Raw genomic sequence first — 16518 nt, forward strand, 5'->3', positions numbered from 1 at the left:
ACAACCTCCCTTCCCTACATACAGTGTGCCTGCAGTTACGTACTCCGTGACACCGGAATTGCCGTTGCCACGGGAGCGCCATAACTGCGCCTCCATCATTAGACAACACTAGTGTTCCTTAATTCATTCCGGAATGCCACCAACGCCGTATCCAGGCATGACGGCGGGGGTGAATTTCTCACCCCGCGGTCCTCGCGTAAGGTCTTATGCCATGATAGGGAAACTACGCGGAGCACTCGATAGCGTGAAGGCGGAATTGCCGCGCTGGGGTACCGCAGGTTCCCGCTCCGCGCAGCTACACGCCGAAGCAACCGGCGCACAAGCCGGTGATATCCGCTACGATCTAATCCCCCAGACGCCGGAGGAACAACTACACACCACGGTGCCTGAAACCCGCACGTTTTTTATCTTGCGGTGGGCTGGGACCGTGGGATCCCTTCTGATTGCCGGTGGAGCCCTGGGAGCCGGCGCATTGCCGGTAGTGGGCAATCCTTATGATGATGTGCCCTTTGGTTCCCTCATGTCTCGCATGCTGCAGACCTCGTCCGCCCTAGTCATGGTAGGCGTGGGGCTTTTAGTTACGGCCTGGATTTTCCTCGCCCCATTTGTAGGCACCCCGCTGCGCCAGGCGCGCCGTGGCGAGGCTGCCAGCGCGCGTTACCGTCGACTCGTCTCCCCACGGCAGTTATGGATCACTTGGGCGGGGTGGATCATCCCCCTCATCTTGACAGCGCCTTTATTTACTCAAGATATCTATTCTTATTTGGCCAATGGGTCCATCGTGGCGCAAGGGATGGACCCCTATTCCGCTGGCCCGGTTCAGCTCTTGGGCGCTGATAACGAACTTGCGCGGTCCGTGCCGTTTATTTGGGCAAATTCACCGTCGCCTTATGGCCCGGTGGCCTTGGGGCTGGCGGGCGTTGTTAGTATCATCACCGGAAACTCCATTATCCTGGGCGTAATCGCCCATCGATTGCTTTCTATCGTGGGAATAATCGTGGCCGGCTGGGCCATCACGCAGCTTGCTCGGCGATGCCGCGTCTCTCCCGCCTCCGCATTGTGGCTCGGCATCTTAAATCCGCTGACCATCCTCCACCTCGTCGGCGGGATCCACAATGAATCCCTCATGCTTGGGTTGTCCTTGCTGGGTATGGAGCTAGGGCTAAGGGGCATCGATAAGCTCGGGCACGATAAAAAAGGAGCCTATCTGCTGCTTTTCACCGCAGGTTTTTTCCTATCTTGCGCCGGCATGGTCAAGGTTACTGGCTTTATTGGACTTGGTTTTACCGGCATGGCGTATGCCCGCCATCTGCACGTACAGGCGCAGGTGGCGCGTTGGAAGGCCGTATTGACTGCTATTGCCGTACAGGGATTAGTACTCGTGGTTACGATTGCCGTGATCAGTGTTATCACGGGCATTAATCTCGGGTGGGTAACCGGGCAAGGCGGTGCCGCCACGATCCGCTCCTGGCTTTCCCTGTCCACGGCAATAGGCGTCGGCACTGGTTTCCTTGGCATGTTTTTAGGGCTAGGGGATCATACCGACGCCATACTGACCATCACTCGCAGTTTCGGTGTCTTCGTTGCCTTCGCCTTTATGGTCCGCATGCTCTTTGCCACGCTACGCGGATATATCCACCCCGTGGGCGGGCTGGGAATCTCGACCTTGGTGCTTGTTATCTTCTTCCCGGTGGTCCATCCCTGGTACATCCTCTGGGCGGTCTTGCCGTTGGCGGCGTGGGCGAACCGGCACATCTTCCGGTTTAGCGTCGTTGCCTATACCGGAGCGATGAGCTTTTTCGTCCTGCCGCGCGGCTTGGGCTTGCCTGCCGGGACGGTACTTTCCATTTATATCGCTGCTGCCTGCGCATTCGCCGTGATCGCCGGATTGTGGTGGGTTGCAATGTACCGAAATGGAATCCGTATCTTAAACTAGGCATTCGTGAATGCAATTCCAGCTGATAGCCCCGCCCTGTCCTTGCAGGGCGTGGTAAAGAGATATGGCCCCACCTCAGCCGTCAATGGGCTCAGCCTGAGCGTTGCACATGGCGAAATATTCTGCCTGCTCGGCCCTAATGGTGCGGGTAAATCCACCACCATCGAAATGTCCGAAGGCTTTATCCGTCCCACCGCCGGATCCATTAAGGTCTTGGGGATTGACCCCAGCACCGCACCGGATAGAGTTCGCGAGAAAGTGGGAATTATGCTGCAAGGCGGTGGATCCTACTCCGGCATTCGCGTGCAAGAAATGCTGGAATTAACCGCACGGTACAACACCAATCCGCTGCCACCGCACTGGTTGCTCGAAACCCTCGGCTTACAAGGCGTTGCACGTACGCCCTACCGGCGACTATCCGGCGGCCAACAGCAACGGCTTTCGCTCGCGCTCGCGGTCATCGGCAGGCCCGAGCTAGTCTTCCTCGACGAGCCCACTGCAGGCATGGATGCCCAATCGCGGCTCGCCGTCTGGGACTTAATCCGCGCCCTCAAGCGGGACGGGGTCACCGTTATAGTGACCACTCACCTCATGGATGAGGCTGAATCGCTGGCAGATCACATCGCTATCATGGATCACGGCGCGCTCGTAGCACAGGGCACGCCCGAAGAACTTACCTCCCAGGGCGATAGGGCCGGTTTTAGCTTTAGCACCAATTCCCCAGTCGATATCGAGGCAGTGCAGCAAATTGGAATCCCCGCAACCACATCGCGCCCGCTGCACTACCGGGTGAACCAGCCCAATTCACCGGAGCTGGTTTCTGCCCTCGCCGCCGAGCTCGCCCGGCAAAGCGTCCTTTTACAAAGCTTAGAATCCCATCACCGCAACCTCGAGGAAGTATTCCTCGATCTCACAGGCAGACATTTGCGCAGCTGAATAATTCTTGTGTCTTGCCTTCACCCTACAATCACCAGTATCCAGATTCATCACGTCAAAAATTTCAAGGAACAGGCCCCGATTATGAGCGCAACGTCTTCCCCAGGCACTTTCCGCCCGGCTCCCCAGCGGGCGAGTGCGGGCGCCATCATCCTTGCCCAAGGCGGCATGGAGGCAAAGCTCATGCTGCGCCATGGCGAGCAACAATTGCTCAGCATCATTATCCCGCTCGCCATACTGATTGGGACCTCCCGCCTCGAAGCGACCACCGGCCATGGGCTACACGAGGTATTTCCCATGGTGCTTGCTGTGGCGACGACGTCCGCAGGCTTTACGGGGCAGGCCATTTCGCTGGCCTTCGACCGTCGCTACGGGGCCCTGAAACGCACCGGCGCGTCCGGCGTGCCAGCATGGGCGATTATAGGCGGCAAGATCATTGGGGTGCTGACGATGGTGGCATTCCAACTACTCGTCCTCGGTGCCACAGCATTTGCCCTGGGACTGCGGATGGGGTGGTCCGGAATTCTGCTCACGATCGTCTCGCTTATTTTTGGTGTGGCTACTTTTACCGCCATGGGGTTGGTGCTTGGTGGAACCCTTAGCTCTGAAGCGGTACTCGCGTTGGCCAACCTCATTTGGTTCATCCTTCTGGCGATCGTCGGCTGGGCCCTGTACTCCCAGGGCTTAGGCGATAATGGCCTGCTGAATATCGTCCCGACGGTAGCACTAGCGAGCGCACTTGCCGATGCCTCTAATTCCACCTTCCCCGGCATCGAACTCATTTCCTTGACAGCATGGCTAGCGGTAGCGTCGTATGCAGCCGTTCGTTGGTTCCGCTTCGAAGGCTAAATGTGAATTATGCCCAAATCCCCGCTAAGTAAGGGCGAAGGTTTTCGGCTCGCTACCCACCCACGAGTAAGATGCACCTTGTGAATTACTGGACCAGAACTAAACGCTTTTTTAAAGAGGCCGTCCCTACCGTGCAACAACAGCGTCTCATCGCGCTGATCCTGATTTTCTGCCAAGGCGGCATCACCGTGTCTGGTTCCATTGTCCGCGTCACCGGTTCCGGCCTAGGCTGCCCCACCTGGCCTCAATGCCACCCTGGCTCCTTGGTGCCGGTAGAAGGCGCCGCACCGGCGCTACACCAGATTATCGAGTTTGGCAATCGCCTACTCACCTTTGTTGATTCCGCCGCTGCTGGCGCGGCAGTTATTGCCATGTATATGGCCTGCCGCCGTCGTGAGCTCAAGGTCTATGCCTGGCTCAACGTTGCCGGCATTGTGCTGCAGGCCGTTATAGGCGGCATTTCCGTGCATCTGGATCTGCGCTGGTGGTCCGTCGCACTTCATTTCCTGCCCTCCATGGTGCTGGTATGGCTTGCCTGCATGTTGTACGCCCGCATCAAGGAACCCGATGACGGGACCACGCAGCCGCGTTTCCCGCAAGCAATTCGTATCATCGCCGTCATCGCGACCATCGCACTATCGATCGTTCTCATCACTGGAACAATGGTGACTGGTTCTGGCGTGCACTCCGGGGACTCCGGCGTAGGAATGGATGGCCGCTTGGATGTGGATACCGAATCCATGGCTATTGCCCACGCCATGTGCATGTACGTCTACCTCATATTTACCGCCATCACCCTCTTCCTGCTGTACAAGCACCACACGCCACGGGAGGCCAAGAAGGCTGGATGGGTCCTTATCGTCTGCATCCTTATCCAGTGGGCCGTTGGAGTGTTGCAGTTCTACCTGGGTGTACCACGGTGGACGGTCCCCTTCCACATCGGTATGTCCGCCGTCGTTACCGGCTTTACCGCCCTGCTGTGGGCACACGGCCACCACCGCGTCGGCGGTACATCCAACCTGATCTCAGGTTCTCCCAGCGGCGACGATAAATACGCCGTGCGCCAGCAAACACTGGAAAAAGAACGCGCTGCAGTCTGAATTTTAGACAACAGCTTTTTCTGCAGCTACCGGGCTGTGTGGGATAGCATGGCCTTATGCACGCTATTCAGATCGCAGAAACAGGCGGGCCGGAAGTCCTGCGCTATACGGAGGTTCCTGCACCAACGCCCACTGAGGAAGAAGTCTTAGTCGATGTCACCGTCGCGGGCGTGAACTACATCGATACCTACTACCGCGAGGGCATCTATAGCGCCGAAAAGCCTTTTATTCCCGGATTCGAAGGTACGGGACGCGTCGTCTACGATCCGCAAGGACAAATTGCAGAAGGCACCCTAGTGGCATGGCACCACGCCTTCGGATCTTATGCCGAGCAAGTCTGCGTTTCCCGGAATGGTCTTGTCGCTGTGCCGGATGATTTCCCCACCGAAATAGCGGCTTCCATGTTGCTACAAGGCATGACCGCTCACTTCTTGTCCCACGGCGTGTACGAGCTGGGCGAAGGCGACACCTGCCTCATTACCGCCGGTGCGGGCGGCGTCGGTCAGCTCCTGACCCAAATGGCGTCTTCTCTGGGTGCAACGGTCTACACGATAGTCTCCAGCGATGAGAAGGAAAAGATTTCGTATGCGTGCGGTGCCGAGCACGTCTTTCGCTACCGCGAAGGCTGGGGCGAGCAGGTTCGCCGACTTACTGGCGGCCGCGGCATCGATGTGGTCTATGACGGCGTGGGACAATCCACCTTTTTTGAATCGCTCGAGGCCGTTCGCGCTCGCGGGACAGTCGCACTCTTTGGTGCCGCCTCCGGCCCAGTAGAACCCATCGATCCTCAGCTGCTTAATAAGCATGGCTCGATTTTCCTGACCCGCCCTTCGCTCGGAGCGTGGACGGCGCAAGAAGGGGAATTCCAGATGCGCGCGCAAGCGGTTGTGCAAGCCATTATGGATGGAGACCTCAAGCTCAATGTTTCCGCCTCTTATCCTTTAGAAGAAGCGGCACAGGCCCACCGCGACCTCCAATCGCGCAGCACCACTGGATCCATCGTCCTGCGGGTCACCCCGGACTAGGTCAAATAAGCGCTCTACTGGGTTCTAAAACAAGGTTGCGGACCAACCGAGCATCCTGCCGATTGGCTCCCAGCCCAGCACAGCATCGATAGATAGGCCGATGAAAAGTACCGACAGGTAGTTATTTGAATAGATAAACAGACGCATGGGCTTGATCTTTGCGCCTTGCTGTACGCCTTGGTGCAGGCGAATGGCTAACCATAAGAAGACCGCACCGGAAGTAACGGCGGCAATGAGATAGATCCACGATGCCGCGGGAACGATAAGCAGCGTAACGAAAACCATGGCGATGGAATACCAGACAATCTGGCGGGTTACTTCTAGTTCCGGTGCCACAACCGGCAGCATCGGGACCCCGGCCTTGCGGTAGTCTTCCTTGTATTTCATAGCCAGGGCCCAGGTATGTGGCGGGGTCCAGAAAAAGATAATAAGGAATAGAACTATTGCCTGCCACCAGCGGTCGGGCTCGCCTGCCGGCGCGTTATCACGAATTACAGCCCAGCCCACCATGGCCGGCATACACCCCGCTAAACCGCCCCATACAATGTTTTGGGCATTGCGCATTTTCAAAAACTTGGTGTAGACAAAGACATAGAAGAAGTTCGTCAGGATGACGAAAAACGCCGCCAACCAGGAATTTGCGAGGATTCCCAACCACAGCACCGAAACCACGAGCATAATCCAGGCGAAGATCGCAGCGTTGCGCTTAGAAATCGTGGCGCGAACTAGTGGTCGCGCGCGGGTGCGTTGCATTTTTCTGTCAATTTCATAATCGACCACGTTATTGAAGGTATGAGCGGCCGCAGCGCCCATCCACCCGCCGAAAATGGTGGAAGCGATGAGCCAAATATTCTCAGAAACCGCCTCAACGCTGCGTTGTGCTTGGAGCATCGCCGGAATTGCGGCCACGAGGAGGAGTTCAATGATCCTCGGCTTCGTTAGCGCAAAATAGGCCTTGACGGTCTCCAAGGAATTCCTCCACTATCTGAACAGACGTTGATCTACAGCAAACACGCTACACAGTACGGTAAGCCCACGGTGAAGTGGTCGCACACTCCAGCACAAAAGTTCCAGAGAATTAATTCACACTACGGCCTACATATAAGATGCACTACAGATGGATGTGCATCAATGCAGCGGAAATGCAGCGAGTGACTAATGCCGTACCGTGCACTGCTGAGCCATGCCAGCTTACCGGTCTGCCGCCGCTTTCAATAATTCCGCACCGCCGTCAAAAAAGTAACTAGACTGTGAGAAGTTCAATATTTAACGCCGAGAGTTAAGCGAGGTCTTATACCATGTCGAAAGGTAATTTGTCCCCAGACCTGCAAGCTATGGTCAAGCGCCGTTATCCGGACGACTGGACAGAGATCGACACTCGCGCTGTCGACACTGTGCGCGTGCTTGCTGCCGATGCCGTCCAACACTGCGGCTCCGGGCATCCAGGCACGGCCATGTCGCTGGCTCCCCTCGCCTACACGCTCTACCAGCGGATCATCAACCACGACCCCAACGACGTCAATTGGGTGGGCCGCGACCGCTTTGTCCTGTCCGTCGGCCACTCCTCCCTGACCTTGTACATTCAACTCTTTATGGGCGGTTTCGGATTGGAGATGGAAGATCTCCAACAACTGCGCACTTGGGACTCCCTTACCCCTGGCCACCCTGAGGTACACCACACCGACGGCGTGGAAATTACCACCGGGCCGCTCGGTCAAGGCTTAGCATCAGCCGTCGGTATGGCGATGGCTGCACGCAAGGAGCGCGGCCTTTTTGATCCGAAGGCACCGGCCGGCCAATCCCCTTTCGATCACTATGTCTACGCCATTGCCTCCGATGGCGATTTGCAGGAAGGCGTCACCGCCGAGGCATCGTCGTTGGCAGGTACTCAGAAACTGGGTAACCTCATTGTCTTCTGGGACGATAACAGGATTTCCATCGAGGACGACACCAATATCGCCTTCAACGAGGACGCCGCAGCTCGCTATGAGGCATACGGCTGGCACGTCCAGACCGTTGAATCCGGCGAGGACGTCGTTGCTATCGAAGAGGCAGTGCGCAATGCCCAGCTGGAAACCCAGCGCCCCTCCTTCATCCGCGTTAAAACAGTAATTGGTTATCCTGCCCCCAACAAGATGAACACCGGCGGTGTTCACGGCGCTGCGCTGGGCGATGACGAAGTTGCCGCCACCAAGGAAGTACTCGGATTCGACCCAGAAAAGTCCTTCCACATCGATGATGAGGTGCTGGCTCATACCCGCAGGCTGCGCGAGCGCGGCGCCGAAAAGCACGGGCAGTGGCAAGAGAAGTTCAATGCTTGGGCAGCAGATAACCCGGAGAATAAAGCGCTATTTGATCGCATGTGCGCCCGCGAGCTGCCAGAGAACTTTGCTGCCGAGCTTCCCGTGTGGGAGCCAGGTGACGCGATTGCCACCCGTAAAGCCTCTGAGGCAACGATCCAGGCGTTGGCCGCTGCCTTGCCGGAAATGTGGGGCGGCTCGGCCGATCTGGCGGGATCCAATAACACCGTGATTAAGGGCGCGGATTCCTTCGGTCCTGAAGACATCACCACCGATAAGTGGTCCGCGCAGCCTTATGGCCGCAACCTCCACTTCGGCATCCGTGAACACGCAATGTCGGCGATCATGAACGGCATTGCCCTCCACGGAAATACCCGCGTGTATGGCGGAACCTTCCTGATCTTCTCCGAGTATCAGTACCCGGCTGTGCGCCTCGGCTCCCTGATGTCCACCGATACCTACTACGTATGGACGCACGATTCTATTGGCCTGGGCGAAGACGGTCCTACCCACCAGCCGGTGGAGACCCTTACGGCTTTGCGCGCCATTCCGAACCTGTCCGTTATCCGCCCCGCCGATGCAAATGAGACCGCACAAGCTTGGGCTGCGGCTATGGAATACAAGGCTGCCCCGAAGGGACTTGCGCTGAGCCGCCAAAACCTCCCGATTTTAAAAGGCACCAAAGAAAAGGCACACGATGGTGTTCGCCGCGGCGCTTATACCTTGGTCGCAGGTTCCAAGGATGAACCCGATGTCATCTTGCTAGCCACCGGATCGGAAGTACAGCTTGCCGTGGAGGCCGCCCAGCAGCTTGAAAACGAGGACACGGCCGCTCGCGTGGTATCGGCGCCATGCTTGGAATGGTTCGACGAGCAAGACGCAGAATACCGCGAATCGGTCCTTCCCAGCGGCGTAAAGGCACGGGTTTCCGTTGAGGCAGGTCTCGCCATGCCGTGGCACAAGTACACCGGGACTTACGGTCGCAACGTCTCCCTAGAGCATTACGGAGCCTCCGCCCCCGGCGAAGAACTATTCGAAAAGTTTGGTTTCACCGCCGCTGCGGTCGCCGATGCCGCACGCGCGAGCATCGCCGAAACACAGAACTAAGTCACCACACCGACGCATAAAGGAGTGACGATGAACAACATTTCTGAACTTGCCCAATTAGGCACTTCCACCTGGCTCGATGACCTTTCGCGTCAACGGTTGACATCCGGAAACTTGAAAGAGATTATTTCCTCCAAGTCCATTGTGGGCGTGACGACTAACCCTGCCATCTTCGCCGCCGCCATGACTAGTGGGACGGCCTATGACGCGGACTTAGCGGCCTTGAAGGAGAAGAACGCTTCGGCGGATGAGGTCGTTTACTCCCTGGCGATTACGGACGTGCAAAACGCCTGCGACCTCTTTGCAGATGTTTATACTCAAACCGAAGGTCAAGATGGCCGCGTATCCATCGAGGTGGATCCGCGCATCTCCGACGATGCAGCTGCAACCCTGGACCAGGCCCGCGAACTGTGGCGCCAGGTAAACCGTCCTAATGCGATGATTAAGATACCGGCCACCCCGGGCTCACTTCCCGCTATCGAAGATGCCTTAGCAGAAGGAATCAGCGTCAACGTCACCTTAATCTTCTCAGTGTCGCGCTACCGTGAAGTCATCGCTGCGTTCAAAGCAGGGCTCAAACGTGCGGCCGACAACGGCAAGGACGTCACCAAGATCCACTCGGTCGCATCGTTCTTCGTCTCTCGCCTTGATACAGAGGTTGATAAGCGCTTGGAAGCAATCGGTTCCGAAGAAGCACTCTCTCTGCGTGGCAAGGCCGGTGTCGCCAATGCGCAACGTGCCTATGCCCTCTTCCAGGAAGAATTACTCGGTGACAATGACCTCCCACCAGGCGCAGCGGTACAACGTCCCCTGTGGGCTTCTACCGGCGTGAAAAACCCCGCCTATCCAGCGACGCTATACGTAACCGAGCTGGCTGGCCCACACACGGTAAACACCATGCCGGAAAAAACCATTGACGCGGTCCTGCAGGAGGGTGGTCTCCACGGCGATACCCTAACCGCCGCCGATAAATCCGAAAAAATCTTTTCCCAACTCGAGTCGGTAGGCATTGACCTAGAGGATGTCTTCATGGTCCTCGAGCGCGAGGGCGTAGATAAGTTCGTCGCCGCGTGGAATGACCTTCTTGATTCCCTTAAACAACGACTCGCGTAAACTACGACCGTGGTCCTAGCCCCGCCGGAAAGCTGGCGGGGCGTTGTGCCGCGAATGGTCGGAAGACCACTAAGCTTTTGCCTCTAGGAAGGATAATCCGTGACGGACTCAGCCCCTTGGGTCAATCCCTTGCGTAATGCCGCTGATAAACGATTGCCACGCATCGCCGGCCCTGCGGGCATGGTCATCTTTGGTGTGACCGGCGATCTAGCTTTCAAGAAGCTCCTGCCGGCCATTTATGACCTCGCCAGCCGTGGTCTTCTGCCCGCTGGCTTTACCCTCGTTGGCTATGGCCGCAGGGACTGGGATACCGCGGACTTCTGCGATTATTTCCGCAGCGCGGTAGAAGCCGGTGCTCGCACCCGATTTAACCACGACGTGTGGGAGCACCTATCCCAAGGGATCGAATTCGTACAAGGTTCCTTCGATGATGAGGGATTTGACAGGCTTTCTGCGAGGTTGGCCGAACTGGATAAGGCTCGCGGTACGGGAGGCAACTGGGCCTACTACCTTTCGGTTCCACCGGAGTTTTTCTCCAATATCTGCCACCAATTAGAGCGCGTGGGCATGGCCAATTCCGCAGAGGGATCGTGGCGGCGCTTCATCATTGAAAAGCCCTTTGGCCACGACCAGGAATCTGCCCGCGAGCTCAATGAAATCGTCAACGCGGTCTTCCCCGAATCGGCCGTATTCCGCATCGATCACTACTTGGGCAAAGAGACCGTGCAAAATATCATGGCGCTACGGTTTGCCAATCAGATTTTTGAGCCAATGTGGAACGCGCACTATATCGACCACGTGCAAATTACCATGGCAGAAGATATCGGCCTCGGCGGCCGCGCTGGTTACTATGACGGCATCGGTGCGGCACGCGACGTTATTCAAAATCACCTTTTGCAGCTGCTCGCTCTCGTAGCTATGGAGGAACCTTCCTCCTTTGCACCAGAGGCGCTACGCGCTGAAAAAGTTAAAGTACTGCGAGCCACGCAGCCAGTTTATCCGCTAAGTAAAACCACCGCCCGTGGCCAATATACCGGCGGCTGGCAGGGCTCGGAATACGTAAAGGGCTTGCGCGAAGAGGATGGCTTCGATCCTGCCTCCACTACAGAGACCTATGCAGCGTGTACGTTAAAAGTTAATTCGCGGCGTTGGGGAGGAGTGCCTTTCTACCTGCGCACAGGCAAGCGGCTGGGGCGGCGTGTCACCGAGATCGCCTTAGTCTTCAAGGCCGCACCGAACCAACCCTTTGTCGATGGCGAAGCCGATGCCCTTGGCCAAAACGCGGTGGTCATTCGCGTGCAGCCAGATGAGGGCGTGACCATGCGCTTTGGTTCGAAGGTGCCAGGTTCCACCATGGAAGTGCGCGATGTCAACATGGACTTCACCTATGCCGAGGCCTTCACAGAGGAGTCCCCCGAGGCATATGAGCGCCTCATTTTGGACGCCCTCCTCGATGAATCCTCCCTGTTTCCCACCAATGAAGAAGTCGAACTATCGTGGTCGATTCTGGATCCGATCATCGATTACTGGCATAAAAATGGTGCGCCCGAAGATTATCAAGCGGGCACATGGGGACCCCCCTCCGCCGATAAGATGATGCGCCGCCAAGGTCATTCTTGGCGCCGCCCGTAGAAGGGACGTACACAATGATTATTCCATTGCCTCATACCACCACTGGTGAAATTGCTAAGAAGCTTGTCGATGCCCAAGAACACTACACCCGTACCACGGGCAGGGTGCTCACCCTAATAGTGGAGGTGCAGGAAAGCGACGATTTGGAGCAAATCCTTGCCTCCGTGCGCGATGCTTCTCACGAGCACCCGTCCCGCGTTCTTGTCGTGGTCCCCGGCGACCCGACTTCCGAAACCCAGCTCGATGCCGAGCTCCGGGTCGGTGGCGAGGCCGGTGCGTCCGAGACTGTCGTGATGCAATTGCACGGCGCGCTAGCAGATCAAGCCGAGTCCGTGCTCACCCCGCTCTTGCTGCCCGACACCCCGCTTGTCGCATGGTGGCCAAACCTGTGCCCGGAGGTGCCCTCGGAAAGCCCCGTGGGCAAGTTGGCTCAGCGCCGCATTACTAATGTGGCTCATAAGGGCACCGTAGACGAGCAGGATCTGCGCAGGCTTTCCCGTGGCTATTCTCCCGGCGATTCCGATATGTCCTGGGCCTCCATCACTTTATGGCGAGGGATTGTCGCTTCCGCGCTCGATCACCATCCCCATGAAAAAGTGCAATCTGTAGAGGTCTCCGGACCTGCCGGGCATCCTGCGCCTAACTTCGCTGCGGGATGGTTGCTTGACCGTCTCAACGTTCCGGTACAGCGCACGGCGAAAGAAACTAATAGTGGCTTTTTTCCGGTAACCCACCTGCGATTTAACCGCGAATCGACCCACGTGGATGTGGATGTCGTTGATGAGCGCACGGTACGAGTGCGCGTTCCTGGCACACCAGATTCGCTGGTCAGTTTGAGCCCACGCACGCAAACCGAAATTCTCTCCGAGGAATTGCGGCACCTCGATGCCGATAAAACTTATGCTCAGGCGCTGCGTGCTTTGGCAGCAGTAGACTACAGTAAGCTTTAACAGTGCACTTTTTATACCGATTCGTTGCAAAGGATTCTGATACAGAATGGTAACGCTTCACCGCGTCAGCGATGTAGATGATCTTATTTCCCAAGCCGCACTCAAATTTATTGAGACCGTTACCAGTATTCAGGCCGGTAACGGTGGCCTCCACGGGGACGGTGTAGCAAGAATCGTACTAACGGGCGGCGGCGCGGGAATTGGTCTGCTGCACGAGCTCGCGCGCCTTGACTTCGCCGCCGAGCAGCAGGGCGAAAATTACCCTGCCCTGCGCATCGATTGGTCCCGCGTGCACATCTTCTTTGGCGATGAACGCAATGTTCCGGTCAGTGACCCAGAGTCCAATGAAGGTCAAGCGCGTTCCGCACTGCTTGATCGCGTCAATGTCCCAGATGAGAATATCCACGGATTCGACCTCGGTGCGGTTTCCATGGAGGCTGCAGCCAATGCCTACGAGCCAGAATTGAAAGAATTCGCACCTTTAGGATTCGACCTGCACCTTTTGGGAATGGGCGCGGAAGGCCACATTAACTCTATGTTCCCCCACTCTCCTGCCGTCCGTGAGCGGAAGGAACTCGCGGTACCAGTCCACGATTCTCCCAAACCACCGAGCGAGCGCATCACCCTCACGTTACCTGCGGTCAATAGGTCCGAGCGCGTCTGGCTATTGGTCGCTGGGGAGGAAAAGGCCGCTGCCGCAAAGAGTATCGTGGACGGAGTCGATGCAGAAGAGTGCCCGGCCGCTGGTGCGCGCGGGAGGAAGGACACGATCCTCTTCCTTGCAGACAATGCCGCGCAGGAACTTTAGCCTCACCGCTACCCTCACTTAATACACAAACGCCAGCACTTTCGTCCTATACTTTCTCTGAGAGAAGGCCATAGGACCAAAAAGTGCCGACGCTATCGTCCGGGGCAGAGTCCCCTCACTGTAAGTTAACGGGGTGCTACCACGCGCGTCCTAGGAGGCGAAAGTCTGGATGAGGTTGAGGCCTACGATGCACGCCAACCAGGTTATCACCATGACGACGGTATAACGGTCCAGGTTCTTTTCCACCACGGTCGAACCAGACAGGTTCGATTGCACGCCACCGCCGAAAAGGCTAGAAAGGCCGCCGCCCTTACCCTTGTGTAAAAGCACAAAGATGGTCATCAAAATAGCTGAAATGAGCAAAATGATTTCCAGTGCTAAGACCATGAGGTTCTTCCTTTTCTCAACATGCGCCCAGTGGCTTTCTCGGTGTAATAACGAAAGCAATCTAGCCACCGGCGCGAGGTACTTACCGGCTTTGCCTACGCAAAGCAATCACAAGGGCTTACTCTACACGATTCCGCGGGCAGGACACACCCCAACCCGCGGAAAATCAGACACCTTGTGAAGGTTGTTAACGCATGTTAACTAACGGCATTGGCGGCGTTGGCGGCCAACTTGGCAAAATCCTCCCCGACCAAGGAAGCACCACCGATGAGACCGCCATCGACATCGGGCTTGCTGACGATATCAGCAACGGAGTCAACCTTCACGGAACCGCCGTACAAGATACGGATGCCGTCGGCGACTTCATCACCTGCGAGTTCCTTGACCAGGCCACGGATGACGGCGCATACTTCCTGCGCATCATCGGCGGAAGCAACCTTGCCGGTACCGATGGCCCACACGGGCTCGTAGGCGATAACAGTCTTGGAAAGCTGCTCGGCACTGAGCCCCTGTAAAGAATCGCGGGTTTGGTTTACCACGTAGTCGACGTGGGTGCCAGCTTCACGAACATCGAGCGGCTCACCCACACAAACGATTGGACTGATGCCATTGTCCAGGGCCGCTGCGGCCTTCGCAGCGACTAGCTGGTCGGTTTCACCATGGTATTCGCGGCGCTCGGAATGGCCGACGACTACCCAGCTGCAGCCCAGCTTGCTCAGCATCTGACCAGATACCTCACCGGTATACGCGCCAGACTCGTGCTTGGAGATGTCCTGCGCGCCGTAGGTGATCTTCAGCTGATCACCCTCAACGAGCGTCTGAATCGTACGGATATCGGTAAATGGCACCATGTAGGCTACATCGACCTTGTCGTAATAATCCTCCGGTAGGGAGAATGCGAACTTTTGAACCGAACCGATAGCCTCAATGTGATCGAGGTTCATCTTCCAGTTGCCAGCAATAAGTGGTGTTCGTGCCATAATTAGTCCTTTCTTTGGGTGCCGCTAAGCGGTAGGTTTAGGCAGGTTAAGCTTCAAGTACGGAAACGCCCGGCAGCTGCTTGCCCTCTAAATATTCGAGGGATGCGCCGCCGCCGGTGGAAATATGGCTGAAGCCATCCTCATCGAGGCCCAAGGTGCGCACGGAGGCTGCGGAGTCGCCGCCACCAACGACGGAGAAGCAACCGTTGGAGGAGGTAGCATCGATGATTGCCTGAGCGACTCCAGCAGTCCCCTTGGAGAAGGCTTCCATTTCGAATACACCCATGGGACCGTTCCAGAAGACGGTCTTAGAGTCAGCCAATACGTCAGCGAATTGCTGAACGGATGCGGGGCCAATATCCAGCGACATCCAGCCCTCAGGGATGCCATCGAGCTCAACAACCTTGGTTTCAGCGTCTGCGGCAAACTCGCTCGCGGCGGTGAGGTCGACAGGAAGGACGATCTTATCACCGAAGCGCTCTAGCAGGCTCTTGCAGTTTTCGATTTGGTCTTCTTGCAGCAAGGACTCCTGAACGTTGTAGCCCTTGGCGGCCAGCAGGGTGTAGCACATACCGCCGCCGATGATGATCTTATCGGCCTTTTCAGCCAGGGCTTCGATAACGCCGAGCTTGTCGGAGACCTTTGCGCCACCCAGAACAACGACGTAGGGGTGGGCTGGATCCTTGGCCACGGTGGACAGTACGTCCAATTCCTTCTCTACCAGCTTGCCGGCATAAGCGGGCAGGCGCTTGGCAACGTCATATACCGATGTCTGTGCACGGTGAACCACGCCGAATCCGTCGGAAACGAATGCGCCATTATCGGCAGCGAGAGCGACGAGCTCGTCGGCAAAACCGGCGCGCTCGGCCTCATCCTTGGAGGTTTCACGCGGGTCAAAGCGGACATTTTCGACCAGCATGACATCACCACTGTTTAGTCCGTTGGCGCGCTCGTGGGCGTCCTCCCCAGTCACGTCGTTTGCCAAGGCGACGTACTGGCCCAGGGCCTCGGATAGCGCTTCTGCAACCGGAGCCAGGGAGTATTTGGAATTTACCTCGCCCTTGGGGCGTCCGAGGTGGGCGGAAAGGATGACCTTCGCGCCACCTTCGACCAGCGCCTTAATGGTAGGAAGGGACGCGGTAATGCGGCCCGGGTCGGTAATATTTCCATCATCGTCCAACGGCACGTTGAAGTCAGAGCGAACTAGAATATGACGGTCCTCTACACCTTCTTGTAGCAGGTCATCTAGGGTCTTAAAAGCCATGTATGACTCCTTTTAAAATGGGTTGTTTAGGATATGTTTTGCAATCGAGGTTCCTATATAAAACGATACCGGCCACAACGTCGTGCCGTCAGGGCGTTAGTTATGGCCGGTATCGCATTAAAGGCTGCTCT

Annotated in this window: 14 protein-coding genes; 10 read left to right on the forward strand and 4 right to left on the reverse strand. The window is 56.9% G+C overall.

Going from position 1 to position 16518, the window contains the following annotated elements; genetic code table 11:
* Positions 1-211 precede the first annotated feature (211 nt).
* From mptB to D9V82_RS01860, 5 genes are all read left to right on the forward strand, one after another.
* The gene (gene mptB, locus D9V82_RS01840) at positions 212-1936 is read left to right on the forward strand and encodes a polyprenol phosphomannose-dependent alpha 1,6 mannosyltransferase MptB (protein WP_121910702.1); all 1725 of its coding nucleotides are present in this window, start codon (positions 212-214) and stop codon (positions 1934-1936) included.
* 6 nt (positions 1937-1942) lie between these two features.
* Positions 1943-2872, forward strand: a complete 930-nt coding sequence (locus D9V82_RS01845) for an ABC transporter ATP-binding protein (protein ID WP_121910703.1) — start codon at positions 1943-1945, stop codon at positions 2870-2872.
* Between the two features lie 84 nt (positions 2873-2956).
* Entirely contained in the window at positions 2957-3721 is a 765-nt protein-coding gene (locus D9V82_RS01850; protein ID WP_121910704.1) for an ABC transporter permease, read from the forward strand.
* A gap of 71 nt (positions 3722-3792) precedes the next feature.
* Entirely contained in the window at positions 3793-4821 is a 1029-nt protein-coding gene (locus tag D9V82_RS01855; RefSeq protein ID WP_121910705.1) for a COX15/CtaA family protein, read from the forward strand.
* A gap of 56 nt (positions 4822-4877) precedes the next feature.
* Complete coding sequence (locus D9V82_RS01860; protein ID WP_121910706.1) at positions 4878-5846, forward strand: quinone oxidoreductase family protein; 969 nt, start codon at positions 4878-4880, stop codon at positions 5844-5846.
* Positions 5847-5870: 24 nt separating this feature from the next.
* Here D9V82_RS01860 and D9V82_RS01865 read toward each other — a convergent pair whose 3' ends face one another.
* Positions 5871-6815: a heme o synthase gene (locus tag D9V82_RS01865; RefSeq protein ID WP_121910707.1), complete on the reverse strand. Its 945-nt coding sequence runs from the start codon at positions 6813-6815 to the stop codon at positions 5871-5873.
* Positions 6816-7144: 329 nt separating this feature from the next.
* On the opposite strand from D9V82_RS01865, the gene tkt reads away from it, so the two are divergent.
* The 5 genes from tkt to pgl all read left to right on the forward strand — a co-directional run bounded on the left by tkt (position 7145) and on the right by pgl (position 13756).
* A complete protein-coding gene (tkt, locus tag D9V82_RS01870) occupies positions 7145-9253 on the forward strand; it encodes a transketolase (protein WP_121910708.1) in 2109 nt (702 codons plus the stop codon).
* Between the two features lie 30 nt (positions 9254-9283).
* Positions 9284-10366 carry a transaldolase gene (gene tal / locus D9V82_RS01875; RefSeq protein WP_121910709.1) on the forward strand — a complete coding sequence of 361 codons (1083 nt, stop codon included), beginning with the start codon at positions 9284-9286 and terminating at the stop codon, positions 10364-10366.
* A gap of 99 nt (positions 10367-10465) precedes the next feature.
* Positions 10466-11998: a glucose-6-phosphate dehydrogenase gene (zwf, locus tag D9V82_RS01880; protein ID WP_121910710.1), complete on the forward strand. Its 1533-nt coding sequence runs from the start codon at positions 10466-10468 to the stop codon at positions 11996-11998.
* 14 nt (positions 11999-12012) lie between these two features.
* On the forward strand, positions 12013-12948 hold the full coding sequence (locus tag D9V82_RS01885; RefSeq protein WP_121910711.1) for a glucose-6-phosphate dehydrogenase assembly protein OpcA: 936 nt from the start codon (positions 12013-12015) through the stop codon (positions 12946-12948).
* Positions 12949-12994: 46 nt separating this feature from the next.
* Positions 12995-13756 carry a 6-phosphogluconolactonase gene (gene pgl, locus D9V82_RS01890; RefSeq protein WP_121910712.1) on the forward strand — a complete coding sequence of 254 codons (762 nt, stop codon included), beginning with the start codon at positions 12995-12997 and terminating at the stop codon, positions 13754-13756.
* Between the two features lie 150 nt (positions 13757-13906).
* On the opposite strand, the gene secG is transcribed toward pgl, so the two are convergent.
* The 3 genes from secG to D9V82_RS01905 all read right to left on the reverse strand — a co-directional run bounded on the left by secG (position 13907) and on the right by D9V82_RS01905 (position 16387).
* Positions 13907-14143 (reverse strand): preprotein translocase subunit SecG, encoded by a 237-nt coding sequence (gene secG / locus D9V82_RS01895; protein WP_121910713.1) that lies wholly within the window; start codon positions 14141-14143, stop codon positions 13907-13909.
* Between the two features lie 197 nt (positions 14144-14340).
* Positions 14341-15123, reverse strand: a complete 783-nt coding sequence (gene tpiA / locus D9V82_RS01900) for a triose-phosphate isomerase (protein ID WP_121910714.1) — start codon at positions 15121-15123, stop codon at positions 14341-14343.
* A 46-nt stretch (positions 15124-15169) separates the two neighbouring features.
* Positions 15170-16387, reverse strand: a complete 1218-nt coding sequence (locus D9V82_RS01905) for a phosphoglycerate kinase (protein ID WP_121910715.1) — start codon at positions 16385-16387, stop codon at positions 15170-15172.
* Between the last annotated feature and the right edge of the window lie 131 nt (positions 16388-16518).

The sequence above is a fragment of the Corynebacterium macginleyi genome (assembly GCF_003688935.1).
GTDB lineage: Bacteria > Actinomycetota > Actinomycetes > Mycobacteriales > Mycobacteriaceae > Corynebacterium > Corynebacterium macginleyi.